Origin of the sequence: Faecalibacterium sp. I4-3-84 (assembly GCF_023347255.1) — a bacterium.
GTDB classification, from domain to species: Bacteria; Bacillota; Clostridia; order Oscillospirales; family Ruminococcaceae; genus Faecalibacterium; species Faecalibacterium taiwanense.
The window spans coordinates 1,452,643-1,474,037 of the sequence record NZ_CP094466.1 but is presented as its reverse complement, the minus strand read 5'-3'; the positions used below and the strand labels follow the sequence as shown (position 1 = coordinate 1,474,037).

The following is a 21,395-nucleotide window of genomic DNA, read 5'->3' as shown; positions in this document are numbered from 1 at the left end:
CGAAGACGAGTAAAGGAAACATTGTGTGTTTTTAGAAAGTTGTCCCAATATATTGACTTTTGTCCCAAATTGATTTACAATGTAAGTACCATTAGTCTTGGAGGGATTTCCATGAAAAAGAAGAACATTATAAATTTGATACGGTATCATTCTGAAGGTAATGAAGCGGGTTTTCGAAGTGAGGCATATGAGATTGCAAAAGAATTTGACCAAGTGGGCGATTACCAGTTAGCGGAGTACATTATGGCACTTCTCTCAAATGCCAACACGTTTGTTCCCCAAGTGAGTGATTTGTCATCTGGCTTTTTTGAAAAGGTAACTGTTGGAAATTCTCCTCTTCCTCTTCCTGAATTGATCGAACAAGATGTAATGGGCATGGTCAATGCTATTAGTCGAAATCTTGGAATTAACAAATTCCTGTTCCAGGGTGCTCCTGGTACAGGAAAAACCGAAACGGCTAAGCAAGTTGCACGGATACTGAATCGCGAACTATACGCCGTAGATTTTTCTGCCGTGATTGATAGTAAACTTGGACAAACACAGAAGAATATTGTTTCGCTATTTCGTGAAATAACAGAATTTGCCCATCCAGAAAAAGTGATTGTGCTATTTGACGAAATCGATTCTATCGCATTGGATAGGACTAATTCGAACGATCTACGTGAAATGGGACGGGCTACATCCACACTACTCAAAGAATTTGATAGATTGGATGACCGCGTTGTTTTACTTGCAACGACAAATTTATTTGACCATTTCGACAAGGCTTTAGTCAGAAGATTTGACTCGATTATTGACTTCAATAGGTATTCACAGGAAGATTTGGCGGAAATTGCGGAGGTTTTGCTTAATGACTTCCTAAACAAGTTTAAATGCACAGGGAAAAATATCAGACTATTCCGTAAAATTGTCAGCCTGATGTCACCCATCCCTTACCCGGGTGAACTAAAGAATATCATCAGAGCGTCTGTTGCGTTTAGCAATCCTTCGGACGAGTTTGATTATCTTAGACGTTTTTACAAAGCGGTGTATACCGAACCGATGGATATTCATGTTATGCAATCGCAAGGATTTACGGTGCGAGAAATAGAAATCCTAACCGGAATATCAAAGAGTCAAGTATCTCGAGAGTTGAAGGAGGACTAAATGAATAGCATACTTCAATTAAAGGGCCAGTTTGAGCACCAGAGCGGAAATTCTGGGGGTGGAAAACGAAATATTCCTGTTGGCAGGTTTGTTGAGTCTGCTCATATCCTGAGCTTAATTAACGATTTGCGCTCTTTGCAGACTTATTGGAGTGAGCATACCTTAATCAAGGGTGCGCTTATTAGTGTTTATTATACAAGCGTGGTTGCAAAGAGTAACCGAATTCGGGGCCTTTTGTGTCGTGGCGCTTCTGATCCAAACGACTCCATTCGAGGTGCTAAATTTGCTGGAGAAGCACCTCATATCCAGCATGTATTCACATACTATGTTGGATTAGATATCATTACGGAAAGCATCATAAGACTAGTTGCTGCCAAAGAAATTGTAGAGCACGATTATAATGGCAAAATTTCTCATAAAGATATTGAAGCTCTAAACAACGGCCACAAGCAATACAAACACTCGGCTCGTTTGGCAAAGACAAACTTCGTGAATGTAGTTGTGGATGCTTTTTATGTTCAAAAATTTTCAGTTGATTTTGCAGAAACAGACGAAGAAAAAGATGCAATTGTCACTCTTTATCGTACGGACGTGAAAACAGAAGACGTGTTTCGCGCGATTGGTATTGATTACCTGAATGCAAAGAAAATTGATGAAAATACGGTGCTTTTGCGGCCAGATGAAATTGCGTGCTTAAAAGAAAATGCACCATATCTTATAGCTATGAAGGTTCGCGATTTGAGAGAAGTGCCGCCTGAAGAAAGCATCGCAAGCGATCCGCATATTGTTCAAATACCGGAACCAAAGCAGGAGCCTATTATTGGAGTAATCGATACGCCATTTTGTGAGGATGTCTATTTCAAAGATTGGGTTTCGTATGAAAGTATGCTTGGGGATGGCATAGAACTGGATGCACGTGACTATACGCATGGCACAGAAGTTACATCTATTATTGTAGATGGCCCAACGATTAACCCTATGCTGGACGATGGGTGTGGGCGGTTCAGAGTGAAGCATTTTGGCGTTGCCAAAATGGGTAGATTCAGTTCCTACACAATTCTCAGGTCGATTCGTAAGGCGGTTTCTCAAAATCGTGATATCAAAGTATGGAATCTTTCCCTTGGATCGATACTGCCAATAAAGCCGAACTTCATTTCTCCAGAAGCTGCGGAACTTGATAAGATTCAAAGCGAGTTTGATGTTGTGTTTGTGATTGCAGGAACCAATGGCAATCCAGATCAGAAACCGATTCCCATAGGGGCACCAGCTGATTCGCTAAACTCGTTGGTTGTAAATTCTGTGACGCTTGAAGGAAATCCGGCTTCGTATCACCGCGTTGGTCCGGTACTTTCGTTCTTTCACAAACCAGATGTTAGCTACTATGGTGGAGATATTGGTCAGCCTATGCATGTATGTACGCCAACTGGCGAAGGCTTTGTAAAGGGAACTTCTTTTTCTGCTCCATGGATAGCCCGCAAGATGGCTTATTTGATTTGCATATTGGGCTTTTCACGTGAGATTGCAAAGGCACTAATAATTGACGCTGCGGCAGGGTGGAATCGAAAAGACGATGTCTCATGTTCTATTGGATATGGAGTTGTTCCTCAACGAATTGAAAATATTGTCAAAACAGCAGACGATGAGATACGTTTTGTTATGACAGGGACAACTGATGCATACGAAACTTACACGTACAGAATCCCTGTGCCAATTTATAAGGATAAGCAACCATTCTATGCTCGCGCGATACTCTGTTACTTTCCAAAATGTATGAGGGATCAGGGAGTCGATTACACAAGCACAGAAATGGATATTCATTTTGGCCGAGTTGTGGAAACGAAAGGAAAGGCATCTATCTCGCCTATCAACTCCAATTCTCAAGGAGACGAGGGCGGAAAACATCTTTATGAGCCTGAGGCACGCCAATTATACCGAAAGTGGGATAACGTAAAACTTATAAGCGAAGAATTGAAGGATCGAGCTGTCCCACGAAAGGTATATGGCGCAGGAATGTGGGGGCTAAGCATTAAGACGAAAGAGCGTCTAAAGGAGAAAAATGGCCGCGGGCTTTCGTTTGGAGTGGTTGTTACCTTAAAAGAAATGTATGGTGAAAATCGTATTGACGATTTTATTAAACTATGCACGATGCGAGGATGGGTGGTCAACCGTATTGATGTTGAAAACCAGATCGATATTTACAATAAGGCAGAAGAAGAAATCGAATTTTAAAAGGAGGATAGTTATGAATCGCAAGACAAGTAGCAACGCTATGGCATCAAAGGCAGCAAGGGCACTGAATAGCAATGGCTCTTCAAAAATTCAGAAGTCGCTTGCGGCTAGTGTCCTCTCACAACGTTCGACGTCGAAACAAACCGGGGTAGCTATGGAGGATGTTGCATCTCGTGTGCTACAAAGCAATAAATACTCAAATGAAACAAAGAGCTTTGCAGCTAGCGTTCTTTCACAGTCAAATGTAAAACGATAAAATAGTTGTGTAGAACAATACCTGCGTATATTAAAAGGATGCGATCTCATGTGAGAAGTGAGATTGCATCCTTTTTGATGACAAAATCCTTAATAAGGGATTCTGAAGTAATCCATGACGGCCTTAAACTGATCCTGCGCGGTCAGGCAGGTGTCCAGCAGATACCCGCGTTCGGCTTTCCACTCGTGCAGCCCCCGGTAGTAGAACATTTTGAGGTCATCCGTAATAATGAACGGAACAATATTGTTCCGCAGGCACTCCTTGAAGAGCAGAAGCCGCCCGACACGGCCATTTCCATCCTGAAACGGATGGATGGATTCAAAGGCATAGTGGAATTCCAGCAGGTCTTCCAGCGACTTGGCAGAATTTTGATTGTACGCAGATAAAAGCTCTTTCATCTGTGGGGCGACCAGCTCCGGCGCAGTGGTGCTTCTGCCGCCGACCTCGTTCGGGAGCTTTTTATATTCACCGACCGCGAACCAGTCTTTGCGGGAATCGCTGGTGCCGCTTTTCAGGGTAAGGTGTAGCTTTTTGATCAGAGCTTCGTTGATGGGCTTCTTAGCATCCCGGATGACCATATCAATGCACTTGAAGTGATTGGCCGTTTCGACCACATCATCCACATTGACAACGCCATTTTCCATGCCAATGGTATTGGTTTCATAGATATACCGCGTCTGGTCATGGGACAGGCGGCTGCCCTCAATGTGGTTGGAGTTATAGGTAAGGTCGATCTGGATTTTGTGATAGATGCCGCCTTTGACATGCCCGGTCATTTCATCCTGTAAAATAGTAAGCAGGGTGCGAGGTGCTTGCTGCTTTTTGTTGATACGTTCTGGACGTTCTGCATCCTGCGGAACGTTCCATGTCTTGCCGATAAGGACTGCTCCAGGAATCTTGCCGGTAGCACAGTAGTTGCGGACAGTGCGCTCTGAAACATTCCATGATTTTGCCGTATCAGCGACAGATTGATAGTTCATCTGAACACCTCCTGTAAGATGATTATATCATTTTATCGGCAAGAAATCAAACAGATAAATGAAGAAACGTAAAAATCTTGCCGATAAACATATCGAATGTGTGAGACTGGTGAACGGTGTCTCAAATGCGAATGATCGGATAAAAAAGAAAGGCCGCTCGTGGAAAGAGAGAATCTTCTCTCGATCCATGAGCGGCCATAATTTTTTTGGTTGTGTGGGCTTAAAGCGGAGAATGCACTCACCCTTTACTCACCCTTTTGCCATGAGAATGCAGCAGGATGTACAAATTTACATAGAAGTGCAAATGACATAGCAACGATGAATATAAGAATATATGAAGTGGTATCAGAATGCATTGCAGGAATTGTAAACTCCGATACCTAATTTCATTTTATTATACTCCTTGCGAAAAAGATTTTACGCTGCGGTAAAAAGCGATATTATAACAGGATAATTGTAGCACAATGGACGTTTTTTCTCAATACTTACTTAAGTGGAAACGAAAAGCCGCCCGTGGAAAAGCAGTGCTGCTTTTCCACGGGCGGTCCTTATGATTCAGGTTGTACGGGTCTTACTTGCAGATGGCAAGGGTGCCGGACGCGGTCTCCTCAAAATGGCTGGCGTAGAATTCCTCCATCAGCCGGATGAGAGAAACGATGTCCCGGGCACCGGCGGTCTCGTAGCAGGAGTGCATGGCCAGCTGGGGCAGGCCGATGTCCACGCAGTTCATGGATACCTGCGCCATGGCAAGGTTGCCCAGAGTGCTGCCGCCGACTTTATCGGAACGGTTGGCAAAATACTGCAGCGGGACACCGGCGCGGGCGGCCAGCTCTTTGGCAACGGCCATGCTCATGCCGTCGCTGGTGTACTTCTGACCGGCGTGGACCTTGACCACAACGCCCTCGTTCATGTAGGTGCAGTTGTTCACATCGGTGTATTCCGGGTGGTTGGGGTGCACGGCGTGGGCGTTGTCGGCGCTGAACATGAAGCTGGACGCCACCGCACGGTGGAAGTCTTCATCGCTGGGGCAGACGTTCTGCGCGATGCGGTGCAGCACGTCGTACAGGAAGGTGGAAGCTGCGCCCTGCTTGGTGCCGGAGCCCACTTCTTCGTTGTCGAAGAAGGCGGCAACGTTGATGGACTGGGCGCTGTGTGCGTTCAGAAAGCCTTTCAGGATGCCGAACACGCACTGCTGGTCGTCCAGACGGCCGGAGGAGATGAACTCCTCATTGCAGCCCCAGACGGCGGCCTTTTCGCGGATGCAGAGGAACAGGTCGCTGCCAAGGATCTGCTCTTCTGCGACCTGCAGCTCGGCGGCGACCAGCTTTTTCAGCACGCCTTCCTCGGCGGCACTGCCCAGCAGGGGCAGCATATCCACCTGCTTGTTGTAGGAAGCCTTGTCGTTGACCTCGCGGTTCATATGGATGGCCACGCTGGGGATCATCAGCAGGTCGCGGTCCAGCGTGAGCAGGCGGGAAGTGATGGCATCGTTCTCCTTTATCAGCACGCGGCCTGCCACCGACAGCGGCCTGTCCATCCATGTGGAGCAGATCATGCCGCCGTAGCCCTCGGTGTTCAGCTTGGTGTACTTCCGGCCCATGTGGATCTCGGCGTTTTCCTTGATGCGGAAGCAGGGGGAATCCGTGTGGGCAGCGGCCACGTTGAAGCTGTAGTTTTCCAGCTGTTCTCCCATGCGGAATGCAAGGATGCTGGAGCCGTTGCGGCAGACAAAATAGCTCCCGCCAGGTTCCAGCTGCCACCGGCGGCTCTCCAGCAGCTCGGAAAAGCCCTCCTTCAGCAGGATATTCCGGACGGATGCAGTGGTGTGGTATGCGGTAGGATTGCCGTCAATGAAGGACAGCAGCTCCTGTACTTCTTTTTCGATCATTGGAAGACCCTCCATGGATTTATCGGTTTGGATGCTCCTATTCTACTTCTGCTGTTTGCGCTTTGCAATAGCCGGCCCTGCGGGCGGGGAAGAATTTGTTTTACATTGCGCGGGTTCTATAGTATACTATTCCTGTTGGTAAATATCGAATCGACAGGAAAGGCAGGGAACCGTCATGGAACGCAGTGATCCGCGCTATCAGGCGTATGTGGAAATATTAAAGGAAGAACTGATCCCGGCAATGGGCTGCACCGAACCTATTGCGCTGGCTTATGCCGCAGCCAAAGCCCGCGAAGTGCTGGGCATGCTGCCCGAAAGCGTGCAGCTGCAGGTGAGCGGCAGCATTATTAAGAATGTGAAGAGCGTCATCGTGCCCAACACCGGCCACCTGAAAGGCATGGAAGCCGCTGTGGCAGCGGGCATCATCGCCGGCTCGGCAGAAAAGGAGCTGGAAGTCATCTCCGAGGTCAGCGAGGACAAGAAGGCTGCCATCCGGGACTATCTGCAGACGGTGCCCATTTCCATCCAGCACATCGAGCAGGGGCATGTGTTCGATATCATCGTTACCGAGCGCAGCGGGGATTCCTACGCAAAGGTGCGCATTGCGGATTTTCACACCAACATCTGCCTGATCGAAAAAAACGGCCGGGTGCTCTACGAAAAGCCGCTGCTGAACGAGGAGGCCCGGCGGGACAGCCGGGTCGACCGCAGCCTGCTGAACATGAAGGACATCTGGGACTTTGCCGAGACGGCCGACCTGCAGGATGTGGCGGACCTGCTGGAACGCCAGATCCGCTACAACAACGCCATTGCAGAGGAGGGCCTTCTGGGCGACTATGGCGCGAACATCGGCCGGGTGCTGCTCTCTACCTACGGCAACGATGTGTCTATCCGGGCCAAGGCCAAGGCGGCCGCCGGTTCGGATGCCCGCATGAACGGCTGTGAGCTGCCGGTCATCATCAACTCCGGCAGCGGCAATCAGGGCATCACCTGCTCGGTGCCGCTCATTGAATATGCCAAGGAGCTGCACAGCGGCAAGGAAAAGCTTTACCGTGCCCTCATCATTTCCAATCTGGTGGCCATCCACGAAAAGACCGGCATCGGCACCCTGTCCGCCTACTGCGGCGCAGTCAGCGCCGGTGCGGGCGCTGGCGCGGGCATCGTATATCTGTGCGGCGACGGCTATCAGGCCGCCATCCACACGGTGGTCAATGCGCTGGCCATCGTGTCCGGCATCGTGTGCGACGGCGCAAAGGCCTCCTGCGCGGCAAAGATCGCATCCTCGGTGGACGCGGCCTTGCTTGGCTACAACATGTACAAGTGCCATCAGGAGTTCAAGGGCGGCGACGGCATCGTGATGAAGGACATCGAGACCACCATCAAGGGCATCGGACGTCTGGGCAAGGACGGCATGAAGGAGACCAATGAGGAGATCATCCGGCTGATGATCGAGTAATGAAGAACTGAAAACCAGCCTTTCGCAGATGGTAAATGTCTGCGGAAGGCTGGTCTCTTTTATAGCGCTTTTGGTGGTGTTGGGTCGTCTGTCCGGTTCAGAAGATAATCGGTCGATGTTTTGTAAAGGTCAGCCAGCTGAACGAGGGTAACGGTGGGAATGTCGCGCAGGCCTTGTTCGTAGCGGTTGTATTGCGGCTGCGGCATATGCAGGATGGCAGCCAGCTGGCGCTGAGTCAGGTCGTGATCCTCGCGCATATCACGGATGCGGCGATAATAGGCCATAAAAATATCCTCCTGATATCTGAATGGATATCTTGACAGTACCGCAGGAAGATGCTATTCTGAATGTATGATATCCAAATGGATATCAAAAACACTTGCGAGTGAACCCGTATAAGTCATAAGCAGAGACAGGAGGACATTCAAATGAAGAAAGTTGTACGGCGTGAATTTTTGCGGATCGCGGCTGCCGCTGCATTGGTGTGTGCAGCAGCTTCGCTGACGGGATGCGGTCAAAATGTGGAAAAACTGGTGGTTGGTGACTGGTATCTGGAAGGCTCTGACCGGCTGAGATTTACGATTTATGATGACGGGACGGTCAATATCCCGGGTACTTATGGGACGGGAAAATGGTCAATCGTAAATGACAATCAACTGAAGATCTCTGATTTCTACGGGGAGTCTACGGTGCTCAAGATCGAGGACATCGACAAGGATTCCATGACCTGCCGGCAAATTTATGATGGTCGGGAAGATGAAGAGACGATCACCTATTGGCATAAAGCGGAAGATGCAGTGAAGCACTGAGAGTCAAAAAGGAGAACTGGATATGAAGTTTCCGAGAATGATTGCGGTACTGGGGCTGACATGCGCACTGCTTTTAAGCGGCTGCGGAAGCGAAGAAACCAGCAGCCTTTCAGAATTGATGGCATCCAAGAAAAACGGAACACAACAGTCGCCGCTTACAAAAATGCCTGAACATATGAAAGATATGTACGGGATGGGAGAAACGAGCGATAGTGCCCTCGAAAACGAAACTTACTCGACATTAAAGGAGGAAATAGGAGACTATAACGGCTGTAGTCTCCGTTACCCGAATTTTGAAGAACTGTCGGTTGGGATGCTTTACAAAGGAGAAGTGCATAAGTACTGCCTGTTCGATAAGGAAGGACGGGTGCATTGCATTTTTGATGATGACGTAAACATCGTGTCTGGATTCTATAATGGTATGTGCTTGACAAGTACTGGTGTGATGGCAAAAGAAGATGATACATTCTTTCGGCCGACCTATCTGTCGGATGACGAGACTATCGTTCGATATGCAAAAGACGATGATGGTGTACTTCTCTGGACAGTAAAAAGGGAAGACTCAATTAAAGGAACGACAGCCATTCTGACGGCTTGGGATGCGAATGGAGAAATTCGTTTTCAATGCGACACTACACGGGATGAATTCTCGGAGATGAATCCTGATACTGTATACAATGATCTGTCACAGAATCAGTACGAGTCGATTGGTATTTCACAGGCATTTGCATACTGTGGGGGGAGTGTATATCGGATCAGGAGCGATCTTTACTATGTGTTTATGAACATCGACACGGGAAAATTCTTTTCGGTGCGGGAACCCAATGCATATCTGGTGCAGGTGGAAGGAAACCAGATGATTCGAACACAACCGGGACTGAGAGCGCTTGATGGTGACTTTAATGAACTCCCAGAATGGAAAGCAATAAAATCAAGACGAAGCGGAACACCGGTATTAAGCGAAGGGCTGCTCTATCTGGATGTTAGAAGGGATGCAGATGATTTTGAAGATTATCCATCGGGATTTTATGATGTTCATTTAAACCGTATAATAGATCTCAGTGAATACGATGTTCGGCCGATCAATGAAAATTCTGAGCCGCGGTTTATGAACGGTTATGCCGTCCTCCAGTTGCGAAATCCCGATGGTGTACTTTTTTGGGGTGTTATGGACAAAAATGGAAATTGGACATCTCAACCTCAGAAAGGGACGATCAAATATGTTTTTCCGACAGCAGATGGTGTTTTGATCAGTACTTGTGAAGAAAACACAGACATGTATCAGACCTATAATCAGAATGGCGCAAAGCTGCAAAATTGGGATGGTCTGCAATTTAATGGTTACTATGGGTATGCAGACAAGAAAACAACGTATGGCAGTTACGAGGTTTATGATGGCTTCCTTTATACAGATTTGAGCGGACACATTGCAAAAATCAGCAGCGGTGGAACATTTGAAATGCTATCCTGATGAAATAAACATGTTCTAAAAGAAAATCAGTGAATGGAAAAGCAGACTTTCTCGGAAAAGAAAGCCTGCTTTTCCGCTTCAGAGCAAAAAATCATACAAATCCTTCTTTATTTTGTCATAACTCTTCCGTATAATAAGAAGTGGAAACCTTTGCTGCTCTGCCCGCCCGGCGGGCATCCGATAAAATGGGAGGAGATCATTATGGCCAACGAAAAGATCCTCGTTGTGGACGACGATACCAATATCTGCGAGCTGCTGCGGCTGTACCTGACCAAGGAGGGCTATCAGGTCACGGTGGCAAACGATGGCGAAGAAGGTCTGGAAAAGTTCAATCAGGTCAAGCCCGATATGGTGCTGCTGGACGTGATGATGCCCAAGATGGACGGTCTGGAAGTGTGCCGCCGCATCCGCAAGGCGGGCAACACCCCGGTGATGATGCTTACGGCCAAGGGCGAGACCTTTGATAAGGTGCTGGGCTTGGAGCTGGGTGCAGACGATTACATGGTAAAGCCCTTTGATGCCAAGGAAGTGGTGGCCCGCATCAAGGCGGTGCTGCGCCGCTGCCAGACCACCACGGCTGCTGCCGAGAGCACCGAGGGCGTGATCGAATTCGACAACCTGCGTCTGGACATGAACAGCTATGAGCTGCGGGTCAAGGGCAAGGTGGTGGAGGCTCCCCCCAAGGAGCTGGAACTGCTGAACTGTCTGGCCTCCCATCCGAACCGCGTCTATACCCGTGACCAGCTGCTGGACGAGGTGTGGGGCTTTGAGTATTACGGCGACAGCCGCACCATTGATGTGCATGTCAAGCGCCTGCGCGAGAAGCTGGCCGGTGCTTCCGACAAATGGGAGCTGAAGACCGTATGGGGCGTGGGCTATAAGTTCGAGGTGCGTCAGTAATGCGCAAAAGTATCTCGGTGGCGTTCTTCTCGCTGGTGTCCACCCTGATGGTGCTGGGCATCGTGCTGATGGGCGCTTCGGAGTGGGTGCTGTTCAAGAACTACTTTGCCAAGGATCGCTACGAAACACTGGATCAGGTGGTGGGCGTCACCCAGCGCACGGCCCAGTATCTGGTCCAGCAGGCGGAGCTGCCGGAAGGCGATGAGCTGGACGCACTGAGCACCAAGCTGGAGATCATCGGCGAGAGCGCAGAGGCCTATCTGTTCTTTACCGACAACGACGGCCGGGTGATGATCGCCTCCAGCCCGGACAAGCTGGAGAGCCTGACCGTGCCGGAAGAAATGATGGAGAAGATCGACACTGCCGATGCGGACTACTACCATGTGTTCGGCACGCTGGGCGGCATGCTGGACGGGAAAAGCTACATCACGGTCAGCGAAATGCGCAATGAGAACGGCCAGCCCAGCGGCTACCTGTTCCTGTGCTCTTCCGGCGAGCAGCTGACCCAGTTCAAGCAGCAGTTCTGGTCCAACTTCCTGCTGTCGGCCTGTGTGATGCTGCTGTGTGCCAGCATCCTGACCAAGATCCTGATGCGCCAGCTCACCGACCCGCTGCAGAAGGTGACGGATGCCGCCCAGCGCTTTGGCGGCGGTGATCTTTCCGTCCGTGTGGAGGGGGTGGAAGGCGAAGGCGAGGCAGCCGACCTTGCCCGCACCTTCAACCGCATGGCAGACAACATCCAGATGAACGACAACTCCCGCGGTCAGTTCATGGGCAACATCGCCCACGAGCTGCGCACCCCCATGACCACCATCAAGGGCTTTGTGGACGGCATTCTGGATGGCACCATCCCGCCGGATATGCAGAACCACTACCTGCAGCTGGTCAGTGAGGAAACGGGCCGTCTGGCACGGCTCATCCAGAACATGCTGGATCTCTCCAAGCTGGAAAGCGGCGAATATCAGGTAAACGCCCGGATGTTCAACATCTGGGAGACCATCACCGGCGTGGCGCTCTCGGCAGAGCAGCGCATCAACGACGGCATGATCGACATCGACGGCCTGACCATGGACGAAAAGGTGCTGGTCTACGCCGACCCCGACCTGATCCATCAGGTGGTGTATAACCTGCTGGACAACGCCATCAAGTTCACCCCGGCAGGGGGCACCATCCGCTTCGGGGTGGAAAAGCTTGGCCCGGAAGCCGAGATCTCCATCTGGAATTCCGGTCAGGGCATCAGCCCGGAAGCGCTGCCATACGTGTTCCAGCGGTTCTATAAAGAGGACCGCTCCCGCGGCCTGCACGCCCGGGGCGCGGGTCTGGGCCTGAACATCTGCAAGGTGCTGGTGAACCTTTCCGGCGGGCAGATCCGGGTGGAGAGCCAGCAGGGCGAGTGGTGCCGGTTCGTGTTCACCCTGCCCACGGTGACCCCGAACCCCGGCGGCATGAAGCGTCTGCCGGACGAAGCCGGCGGTGAACCCACCGTGGAAGACCCTGCAAGCATGAAGCCCGTAGAATGAACTTCCAGCCAGACTGTCCCGGACCCGGGGCGGTCTGGCTGTTTTGGCGTGGGGAAACTTTGCCGCCGATGAAACTCCCCCAGTCATCTCGCTGCGCTCAATGCCAGCCCCCTCTGGGATGGGGCCCTTGGCATGGCGGTAAAGCTTCCGGTTAAAGTGCAAATCTTCCGGGCGTGCCAGAGGCTCCCTCTCCGAGGGAGCTGGTAAAGCTGTCAGGCTTTGACTGAGGGAGTTTCTTCGCAAATGGACAAATCTTTCCAAATACGTCATTTCCGTGAAAAAGCCGTTGGCGGGTTTGATTTTTTGCTCGTTTTCATGTAAACTAAAAGATAACCATGCCCATGCTGTTTTTGCGGTTTGAAACTGCCAGCACAATGGGACAAATGGGAATAAGAATTTATAAAATAACGGAGCGTAAAAATAGAATATGGCAATCGTAAGTCCTTCGATCCTTTCCGCTGATTTTGGCAAACTGGGTGCAGACTGCCGCATGGTGCTGGATGCCGGTGCACAGATGCTGCATTACGACGTGATGGACGGCCACTTTGTGCCCAACATCAGCTTTGGCGTGCCGGTGCTCAAGAGCCTGCACAAAAAGCTGCCGGATGCCTTTTATGATGTGCACCTGATGATCAGCCATCCGCTGCAGTATGCGGAAGCCTTCATCAAAGCCGGTGCCACCCTGTACAACTTCCACCTTGAGTGCGAGGACGATATCCAGGCCACCATCGATGCCGTCCGGGCGCTGGGCTGCAAGGTGGGGCTGACCATCAAGCCCGGCACCGAGCCGCAGGCGCTGGCACCCTATCTTGACCAGCTGGATCTTGTGCTGGTGATGAGCGTGGAGCCCGGCTTCGGCGGGCAGAAGTTCATGCCCTCGGCGCTGGACAAGCTGCGCTGGCTCAAGGCAGAGCGCGAAGCGCGCGGCGCACACTATCTGCTGGAAGTGGACGGCGGCGTGGACAATGCCACCGCGCCCCAGTGCGTGGAAGCGGGCGCTGATATTCTGGTGGCGGGCAGTGCGGTGTTCGGCGCAGCAGACCCTGCTGCAGCCGTGCAGCACCTCGCCAGCCTTTGAAAGGATAACCATTTATGGATGAATCTTTGATCCGGGAGCAGGAGGCACAGCTCCAGAAGACCGGCCGCTACTATAAGCATATCTGCTTTATGGCGGTGCCGGTGCTGTGCATGGCCTGTTTCCTGTACGGTGTGCGCCCGCTGCTGCTGTGCGGCATTGCGGTGCTTACCGGCAACCTGTGCGACCGTCTCGTTTCGCTGCTGCGCCGCCGCGTGTATCAGGGCGGTGACTTTTCCAACGAGAGCTTTGCGCTCGTCATTGCCCTGCTGATGCCGGTGACGGTGGATATCTATGTTCTGATCGCCGCAGTGATTGCCGGTGTGCTGATCGGCAAGGAGATCTTTGGCGGCTACGGCAGCTACCCCTTCAACCCGGCTGCTGTGGGCTATGTGGTGGCGGCTGTGTCATGGCCGGAACAGGTGTTCCGCTATCCACAGCCCTACACCAGCATCCCCCTGTGGGATGCCTCCATGGTGCCGGTCTCCAGCGCCATTGAGGACACCCTGCGCAGCGGCGGCATGCTGAACATCGGCTCGCTGGCGCTGGGTCTGGGCGAATATGCTGCTCCCATGGGCACCGGCGCTGCGCTGGTGATCCTTGCCTGCGGCCTGTTTTTGTGGACCCAGAAGGATGCCCACATGTCTGCATCGATCAGCTTTCTTGTGACCTGTGCGGTCATTGCGTTCTTCTTCCCGCGGCAGGCGGGCCTTGCCGACAGTGCCGTGCTGTCAAATATCCTGCCCCGCCTGCAGTGTGTGCGGGATGAGCTGCTGACTGGCGCGATCCTGTTCAGCGCGGTGTTCCTGATCAACGAGCCTTACACCTGCGTGCACCACCGCATGGGCCGTGTGCTGTACGGCGTGCTGGTGGGCGTTGTGAGCATGGGCTTCCGCTACTATGGCGTGTACGAAACCGGTGTGTGCTTTGCGCTGCTGGCGGTCAACAGTGTGTCGGCATGGATCGACCGCACCGAGGCAAAGCTGTATCACCTGACCCATCTGCAGGCAGATGCCGGAAAGGGGGCAGCACAATGAGACGCGCAACGGCTGAACTGATCGTAAAAGATCCCAACAAGTTTGCCCACCACGACCGTGTGTTCCTGAATAACCCGGTGGTCATGCAGGGCATGGGCCTTGCCCCGCTGGTGGTGCTTGCCACCAGCGGCCAGAATGCGGGGATGCTGGCGGCGGCGGTGGCGCTGCTGCTGGTGCCCTCCCGCGTGCTGGCCTGTCTGCTGAGCCGCCTTGTGCCCCTGCACGACGAGGACCCCGCCCCGGAAACGCTGCAGAAAAAGCTGCTGCCCCGTGCACTGGTGTACGGTTTCAGCACGGCGGTGGTGTATCTGGCGGTGTATCCCATCCTGAATATGCTGTTCAGCACCAGCCTGCTGAGCCTTGGCATCTATCTTCCCCTGCTCACGGTGGAGCCGCTGCTGACCTACCGCTTTGGCCGCGTGCAGGAGACGGTGCGCAAGGCTGTCTCCAAGGGCCTGCGCATCACGGTGGGCTATGCTTTGCTGCTGGTGCTGCTGGGCTGCGTCCGTGAATGGCTGGCCGCAGGCACCATGTTCGGTGTGGTTGTCAGCCGCCCGGTGCTGCCCATGGCAAGCATGCCGGCAGGCGGCTTTATCGTGCTGGGCGTGCTGTGCGCCGTATGGCGTGCACTGGCCCAAAAGCGCAAGGCATATCTCACCAAAGAGGCACGCAACCTTGTGGATGTGCATTCCCAGAAGGAGGCGGACCGCGAACAATGAGAGATGTTGTAACAACAAGCGCAGTGTTCTTCAGCTATGCACTGCTGGCGGTGTTCGCGCAGAACGCCGTCTTTACCCGTGCACTGGGCGTTTCGCGTCTGGTGCAGCTGGTGGGCGATGACCGCACCAGCAGCTGGCTGTTCGGCATGCAGCTGTGCATCACCCAGATTTTGGTAACGCCCTTTGCATGGTATGCCGGCAGCCGGATCGCGCCGCTGGCGAACCGTGCCCAGCTGCGCCCGCTGGTGTATATTGCCAGCATTGCCGTGGTGTGCGTTCTGGAGCACGCCGTGCTGTGGCTGGCGAAGGGCCTGCCGCACCGCAGTGCACTGCTGCGCATCGTACCGCTGGCGGGCCTGAACAGCTGTGTGCTTGGCACTGTACTGGTGGAGCGCACCCAGAGCTTTACGCTGGGGCAGAGCCTTGGCTTTGGCCTTGGCAGCGGCCTTGGCTATGTGCTGGCGGTGCTGCTGGTAACGGAAGCCCGCCACCGCCTGCGCAGCAAGGCCATCCCGGAAGCATTCCGCGGCCTGCCCATCACGCTGGTGTATATCGGCGTGCTGGCACTGGCGATCTATGGTTTCACCGGACATTCTGTGATCCTGTAACATTGGCAGGGAGGAGAATCGACAATGGCAAAGTATAAACGTCAGAAGGTCAAGCGCTACCGCCGCAGCTTCTACAGCCGCGGTACACGCATCAAAAAAGGCATCGGCATCGTGGTGCTGGTGCTGGCGGTGCTGGGCGCAGCCTGGCTGGCAGCACCCCACGTGCTGGACTGGGCTACCCACACCTGGTATACTGTGGTGAAGAACCGTGATCTGGAAGCTGAATCGGCATCCCGCGCAGCCGCCTCGTCCGAAGCAGCTGCATCCTCGGCGGTACAGGAAGCGGCTTCGTCCCAGCCGGAGCCGGAACAGCCCAAGGAGCTGGACGGCAAGGCCGTTACCGGCGGCAGCTGGGCCGCAGTGGATGTGAGCACCCTTGCCGATGATGCGGCCATCCGTGCAGCGGCGCAGCAGCTCAAGGCGCAGGGAGCGGATTACGGCCTTGTGACCCTGAAGGATGCCGACGGCAGCATCCATTATGCTTCGCAGGTGGCGGCGGCTTCCGGCAGCGTCGCCGGCACCGCTGTGGACCCGGCCCGCATCGCGGCCATCTTCCGGGAAGAGGGCGTGATCCCTGTGGCCCAGCTTGCAGCCTTTACCGACCCGGTGTCCGGCTATACCGACCGCAGCATGGCCGTGCATTACAGCGGCACCCAGATCTGGCTGGATAACGTCAGTGCCAAGGCCGGCGGCAAGTCCTGGCTGGACCCCAGCGCAGCATCCGCTGTGCAGTATGTGGGCGACCTGATCGAGGAGCTGCACGGCATGGGCTTTGAGCAGGTGGTGCTCACTGGCGTGCAGTTCCCGAACATCATCACCCGCAAGCAGGAGTTTGCAGCGGCGGGCGGCAAGAGTCAGGAGGGCCGCGCTGCCCTGCTGGCTGCGGATATCAGCACATGGCAGGCCCGCTTTGACGGCAGCGTGGTGCTGTGGCTGAGCTACCCGGCCCAGCAGTGCACCGACGCTTCCGATGCACTGGGTGCACCGGCTGTGAGCCTTGGAATGCACAACCTGATCGTCACGGCGGATACGCTGGACGCGGCGGCACGCGGACAGCTGCAGCAGTCTGCTGCCGAAGCCGGTGTGCAGAACGTTGTGATCTGCAGCACCGAGAGCTTCCAGTAAAAAGAACATGGATCGCTTTGGTTATTGTAAAAGGGAGAGATCTACTATGAACACGAAATCCTGCTTTGCACCGGCCCACATCCTTCTGCCTTCGGAGCAGATCCCACTGGAAAAGTGGGGCTGCATTGCCTGCGATCAGTTCACCAGTGACCGGGATTACTGGCAGAAAGCCGAGGCTGCTGCGGCAGGTAGCCCCAGCACCCTGAACATGATCCTGCCGGAGGTCTATCTGGAGGACGGCGATGCCGATGCACGCATTGAGAAGATCCATGCCACCATGGATGACTATGCCCGGAACGTGCTGACCCGCGCGGTGGACGGCTTTGTTTACGTGGAGCGCACCGAGCAGAGCGGCAAGGTGCGGCAGGGCCTTGTGGGCATGGTGGATCTGGAAGCCTACAGCTACCGCCGCGGTGCACCCTGCGCCGTGCGTCCCAGCGAAAGCACGGTGGAAAGCCGCATCCCGCCCCGCATGAAGGTGCGCACCGGTGCCGCGCTGGAAACGCCCCATATCATGATGCTGGCGGACGACCCCGGCTGCACCCTCATCGAGCCGGTGGCGGCGCATAAAGCCGAACTGCCCAAGGTATACGAGGGCGAATTGATGCTGGGCGGCGGCCACATTGCGGGCTGGGCTGTGGAAGACCCTGCCCTCATTGCGCAGATCGAAGATGCGCTGGCTGTGCTGGGCAGTCAGGAAGAATTCGACAAAAAGTATCCGGATGCCACCCGCCGCGACCCGCTGACGCTGGCCGTGGGCGACGGCAACCACTCGCTGGCCACTGCAAAGGCCTGCTGGGAGGAGCTGAAAAAGACCCTGACACCGGAGCAGGCAGCAAACCATCCGGCCCGCTGGTGTCTGGCCGAGGTGTGCAATGTGCACTCGCCTGCGATCGAGATCGAGCCGATCCACCGCGTGTTGTTCAATGTGGACTGCGCAGCGGTGCTGCTGAGCCTGATCACGTGGAGCGATTCTAATATGGCCGGCTGCAGCTTTGGCGGCAGCAAGCAGCAGCCCTTCACGCTGGCCGGGCCGCACATGTCCAATGTGCTCAGCTTTGAGGACCCAACCGCACCGCTGACCGTGGGCACCATTGACGAATTTATCGAATACTATCTTGAGCACCACAAGGAAGCCCGCGTGGACTATGTGCACGACGAGCCTGCTGTGCGCGCCCTGTGCAAAAAAGGTGCTGTGGCATTCCTGATGCCGCCGTTTGCCAAGAGTGACCTGTTCAAAGGCGTTGTGATGGGCGGCGTGCTGCCGCGCAAGACCTTCAGCATGGGCCACGCAGAAGAAAAGCGGTACTATGTGGAGTGCCGGAAAATTACGGAATAATTATTGGAGAACCATGACATTTAAAGAATTGAATCTGTCCGCCCCGCTTCTGCGCGCTGTGCAGGAGGCAGGCTATGAGACCCCGTCGCCCATTCAGGCGGCGGCGATCCCGCCGGTGCTGTCCGGCCGGGATCTGATGGGCTGCGCCCAGACCGGCACCGGCAAGACGGCTGCTTTTGCGCTGCCCATGCTGGACCGGCTCACGGCCAATGCGCCCCGCAGAAAGGGTGCCATCCGCGCCCTGATCCTGACCCCTACCCGTGAGCTTGCTTTGCAGATCGGCGAAAGCTTTGATGCCTACGGCAAGTATCTCAAGCTGCGCAGCACCGTCATTTTTGGCGGCGTGGGCCAGGCACCGCAGGTGGAAGCGCTGAAAAAGGGCGTGGACATCCTGATCGCCTGCCCGGGACGACTCAACGACCTGATCGGTCAGGGATTTATCGATCTCTCGAACCTTGAGATCTTTGTGCTGGACGAAGCCGACCGGATGCTGGATATGGGCTTTGTGCACGATGTGAAGAAGGTGATCGCAAAGCTGCCCGGAGAGCGCCAGAACCTGATGTTCAGCGCCACCATGCCCACCGAGATCGAACAGCTGGCCGCAGGCATCCTGCGCAAGCCCGCCTTCGTCAAGGTGGACCCGGTGTCCAGCACCGTGGACCGCATCCAGCAGAGCCTGTACCATGTGGAAAAGGGCAACAAGAAATTCCTGCTGCCGTGGCTCATCAAGAACCTGCAGCCCCCGGTGGTGAACGCGCTGGTGTTCAGCCGCACTAAGCACGGCGCGGATAAAATTGCAAAAGACCTCACCAAGCAGGGCATCCCGGCGGCGGCCATCCATGGCAACAAGAGCCAGACCGCCCGCGTGACCGCGCTGGAAAACTTCAAGGCCGGTAAGACCAGGGTGCTGGTAGCCACCGATATCGCCGCCCGCGGCATCGACATCAGCGAGCTGTCCCATGTGTTCAACTACGACCTGCCCGAGGTACCGGAGACTTACGTGCACCGCATCGGCCGCACGGCCCGCGCCGGTGCCGACGGTACGGCGGTCAGCTTCTGTGCACCTGAGGAGCAGGAGTATCTGGCAGGCATCGAAAAGCTGAACCGCCGCAAAATTCCCGTGGTGAGCGGCCACCCGTGGGACGGTGTGCCCGCGCCGGTGCGCCCGGAGCCGCCCGTGCGCGGCAAAAAGCCCAAGGCAGCCGCCGCTGAACCGGCAGAAAAGCCTGCCGCAAAGCAGCCGAAGCCCGCAAAGGCCGAAGCAAAAAACGCAAAAACTGAAAAAAAGGCTGCACCCGCACCCAAGGTGCAGGCAAAGCCCGCAAAAACCGAAAAAGAGGAACCACTCATGGATGATACCAAGCGTACAACCGGCGGACGCAGCAATGACCGCCGTTCCAATAATAACAGCCGCCCGCGCCGGGAGCAGAATGCTCCTGCCCGCGGCAGCAATGCGCAGCCCAAGTTTGACCCGCATTTTGTGAGTGCCCCGGAGGCCACTCCGCTGCGCCCGGCCAAAAAGACTCCGGCTGCACCCGCCGCCCCGGCCATCCGCACGGCTGCACAGCCTGCTCAGCAGAACAGCAGCATGCAAGGCCAGAAGAGCCGTCGCAATGACCGCAGCGACCGTCCGGCCCGCCAGAACAGCCAGCCTGCCGCCCAGAGCCAGAGTGCAGAGCAGGGCCGCGGTGCAAACAACGGCCAGCGCGGCCGTCAGAATGCGTCCCGCAATGCACAGCCTGCACCGGCCCGTGCCCCCAGAGCGGAGAGCAGCCGCCGCGGCCGTGCCGCTGCAAGGGACGAAGACCCGGGCCTTGTGCTCATCAGCCGCCGTCCGCCGCAGCAGAAGTTCACGAACTTTGAGGAGTATATGAACGCCCACGGCGGTGCAACTGCACCCATTGAGGACCACAGCGACGAAGTATGAGCAAAAATGAACCGTTTGCCCCATGGCAGTGCCCGCTGTGCGGGGAAAAACTGACCGGCGACAGCACCCTGAAATGCACAAAAGGCCACTGCTTTGACCGCGCCAAGGAGGGCTACTGGCATCTGCTGCCGGTGCAGAGCATGCGCACCAAGGCTCCCGGCGACAGCAAGGAGATGGTGGCCGCCCGCCGCGCGTTCCTGAATGGCGGATACTACGGCATCTTTGGCAAAGCGGTGGGTGAGCTGTGCGCAGAGTACGGCCAGCCTGCCAGCCCGGAGGCGGCGCTGCATCTGCTGGATGCAGGCTGCGGCGAGGGCTGGTACGACCGCTGCATCGCGCAGGCGCTTGCCGAAAAAGGCCGCCGGGTGCAGCTGGCGGGTTTTGATATCGCAAAGCCTGCGGTGCGTCTTGCGGCCAAGGCCCTGCCCACGGCACAGTATGCGGTGGCATCCAGCTTCAGCCAGCCGGTGCGCACCGGCTGGGCCGACCTGCTGCTGAACTGCTTTTCGCCCTTTGCACAGGAGGAATTCCTGCGGGTGCTGCGCCCGGGCGGACGGATGATCTATGTGGTGCCCGGTGCCGAACATCTGTACCAGATGAAGGCCGTGCTCTACGAAAAGCCCTATAAAAACCCGGTGCAGCAGATCGCCTATGATGGTTTTGCCGCCATTGGGAAACGGGAAGTGACCGGCCGCGTCACGGTGCCCCACGAACAGCTGGAAGCGCTGTTCGCCATGACACCCTATTACTGGAAAACGCCGCGCGGTGGGGCGGAGCGCCTTGCTGCGCTGTCCCGGCTGGAAACCGATATCTCGTTCCGGTTCCTTGTATTTGAAAAGCTGTAATGATAGCAGTCTGCGTTTTTAATGCACAAGCAACATCCGCAAACTGCATATCGCAAATATGCCGT

General features: G+C 54.8%; 19 protein-coding genes. 16 read left to right on the top strand and 3 right to left on the bottom strand.

Annotated elements, in window-relative coordinates; genetic code table 11:
• Nucleotides 1–111: 111 nt before the first annotated feature.
• The 3 genes from MTP41_RS07320 to MTP41_RS07310 are packed head-to-tail and all read left to right on the top strand — an operon-like array spanning nt 112 to nt 3,631.
• Nucleotides 112–1,146 carry an ATP-binding protein gene (locus MTP41_RS07320; RefSeq protein WP_097777068.1) on the top strand — a complete coding sequence of 345 codons (1,035 nt, stop codon included), beginning with the start codon at nt 112–114 and terminating at the stop codon, nt 1,144–1,146.
• Entirely contained in the window at nt 1,147–3,375 is a 2,229-nt protein-coding gene (locus MTP41_RS07315; RefSeq protein ID WP_249236509.1) for a S8 family peptidase, read from the top strand. It begins immediately after the preceding gene.
• A gap of 13 nt (nt 3,376–3,388) precedes the next feature.
• Entirely contained in the window at nt 3,389–3,631 is a 243-nt protein-coding gene (locus MTP41_RS07310; protein WP_097777066.1) for a hypothetical protein, read from the top strand.
• Between the two features lie 89 nt (nt 3,632–3,720).
• On the opposite strand, the gene MTP41_RS07305 is transcribed toward MTP41_RS07310, so the two are convergent.
• Nucleotides 3,721–4,611, bottom strand: coding sequence for a Fic family protein (locus MTP41_RS07305; protein ID WP_097777065.1), 891 nt, complete (start codon nt 4,609–4,611; stop codon nt 3,721–3,723).
• A 571-nt stretch (nt 4,612–5,182) separates the two neighbouring features.
• Complete coding sequence (locus tag MTP41_RS07300; protein WP_249236507.1) at nt 5,183–6,499, bottom strand: M18 family aminopeptidase; 1,317 nt, start codon at nt 6,497–6,499, stop codon at nt 5,183–5,185.
• A 175-nt stretch (nt 6,500–6,674) separates the two neighbouring features.
• On the opposite strand from MTP41_RS07300, the gene MTP41_RS07295 reads away from it, so the two are divergent.
• On the top strand, nt 6,675–7,955 hold the full coding sequence (locus MTP41_RS07295; protein WP_249236506.1) for an L-cysteine desulfidase family protein: 1,281 nt from the start codon (nt 6,675–6,677) through the stop codon (nt 7,953–7,955).
• Nucleotides 7,956–8,014: 59 nt separating this feature from the next.
• Here the strand turns inward: MTP41_RS07295 and MTP41_RS07290 are convergent, their stop codons facing one another.
• Nucleotides 8,015–8,239, bottom strand: a complete 225-nt coding sequence (locus tag MTP41_RS07290) for a helix-turn-helix domain-containing protein (RefSeq protein WP_097777061.1) — start codon at nt 8,237–8,239, stop codon at nt 8,015–8,017.
• A 144-nt stretch (nt 8,240–8,383) separates the two neighbouring features.
• Between MTP41_RS07290 and MTP41_RS07285 the strand changes: the two genes are divergently transcribed.
• The 12 genes from MTP41_RS07285 (at nt 8,384) to MTP41_RS07230 (ending at nt 21,330) form a co-directional block, all read left to right on the top strand.
• Nucleotides 8,384–8,764, top strand: a complete 381-nt coding sequence (locus MTP41_RS07285; RefSeq protein WP_097777060.1) for a hypothetical protein — start codon at nt 8,384–8,386, stop codon at nt 8,762–8,764.
• Between the two features lie 22 nt (nt 8,765–8,786).
• Nucleotides 8,787–10,235 carry a hypothetical protein gene (locus MTP41_RS07280; protein WP_097777059.1) on the top strand — a complete coding sequence of 483 codons (1,449 nt, stop codon included), beginning with the start codon at nt 8,787–8,789 and terminating at the stop codon, nt 10,233–10,235.
• A 201-nt stretch (nt 10,236–10,436) separates the two neighbouring features.
• Nucleotides 10,437–11,135, top strand: a complete 699-nt coding sequence (locus MTP41_RS07275) for a response regulator transcription factor (protein ID WP_005938284.1) — start codon at nt 10,437–10,439, stop codon at nt 11,133–11,135.
• Nucleotides 11,135–12,655: a sensor histidine kinase gene (locus tag MTP41_RS07270; RefSeq protein WP_097777058.1), complete on the top strand. Its 1,521-nt coding sequence runs from the start codon at nt 11,135–11,137 to the stop codon at nt 12,653–12,655. The genes MTP41_RS07275 and MTP41_RS07270 overlap by 1 nt, the downstream gene beginning before the upstream one ends.
• Nucleotides 12,656–13,082: 427 nt before the next feature.
• A complete protein-coding gene (gene rpe / locus MTP41_RS07265) occupies nt 13,083–13,733 on the top strand; it encodes a ribulose-phosphate 3-epimerase (protein WP_249236505.1) in 651 nt (216 codons plus the stop codon).
• A gap of 14 nt (nt 13,734–13,747) precedes the next feature.
• Nucleotides 13,748–14,767: an RnfABCDGE type electron transport complex subunit D gene (locus MTP41_RS07260; protein ID WP_118528460.1), complete on the top strand. Its 1,020-nt coding sequence runs from the start codon at nt 13,748–13,750 to the stop codon at nt 14,765–14,767.
• Complete coding sequence (locus MTP41_RS07255) at nt 14,764–15,486, top strand: Rnf-Nqr domain containing protein (RefSeq protein ID WP_249236504.1); 723 nt, start codon at nt 14,764–14,766, stop codon at nt 15,484–15,486. The genes MTP41_RS07260 and MTP41_RS07255 overlap by 4 nt, the downstream gene beginning before the upstream one ends.
• Nucleotides 15,483–16,094 carry an Rnf-Nqr domain containing protein gene (locus MTP41_RS07250; RefSeq protein ID WP_249236503.1) on the top strand — a complete coding sequence of 204 codons (612 nt, stop codon included), beginning with the start codon at nt 15,483–15,485 and terminating at the stop codon, nt 16,092–16,094. The genes MTP41_RS07255 and MTP41_RS07250 overlap by 4 nt, the downstream gene beginning before the upstream one ends.
• Nucleotides 16,095–16,118: 24 nt before the next feature.
• The gene (locus tag MTP41_RS07245) at nt 16,119–17,219 is read left to right on the top strand and encodes a putative glycoside hydrolase (RefSeq protein WP_249236502.1); all 1,101 of its coding nucleotides are present in this window, start codon (nt 16,119–16,121) and stop codon (nt 17,217–17,219) included.
• A 46-nt stretch (nt 17,220–17,265) separates the two neighbouring features.
• The gene (locus MTP41_RS07240; protein WP_249236501.1) at nt 17,266–18,558 is read left to right on the top strand and encodes a DUF1015 domain-containing protein; all 1,293 of its coding nucleotides are present in this window, start codon (nt 17,266–17,268) and stop codon (nt 18,556–18,558) included.
• A gap of 13 nt (nt 18,559–18,571) precedes the next feature.
• Nucleotides 18,572–20,485 carry a DEAD/DEAH box helicase gene (locus MTP41_RS07235; protein ID WP_249236500.1) on the top strand — a complete coding sequence of 638 codons (1,914 nt, stop codon included), beginning with the start codon at nt 18,572–18,574 and terminating at the stop codon, nt 20,483–20,485.
• Entirely contained in the window at nt 20,482–21,330 is an 849-nt protein-coding gene (locus MTP41_RS07230; protein ID WP_249236499.1) for a putative RNA methyltransferase, read from the top strand. The genes MTP41_RS07235 and MTP41_RS07230 overlap by 4 nt, the downstream gene beginning before the upstream one ends.
• Nucleotides 21,331–21,395 lie beyond the last annotated feature (65 nt).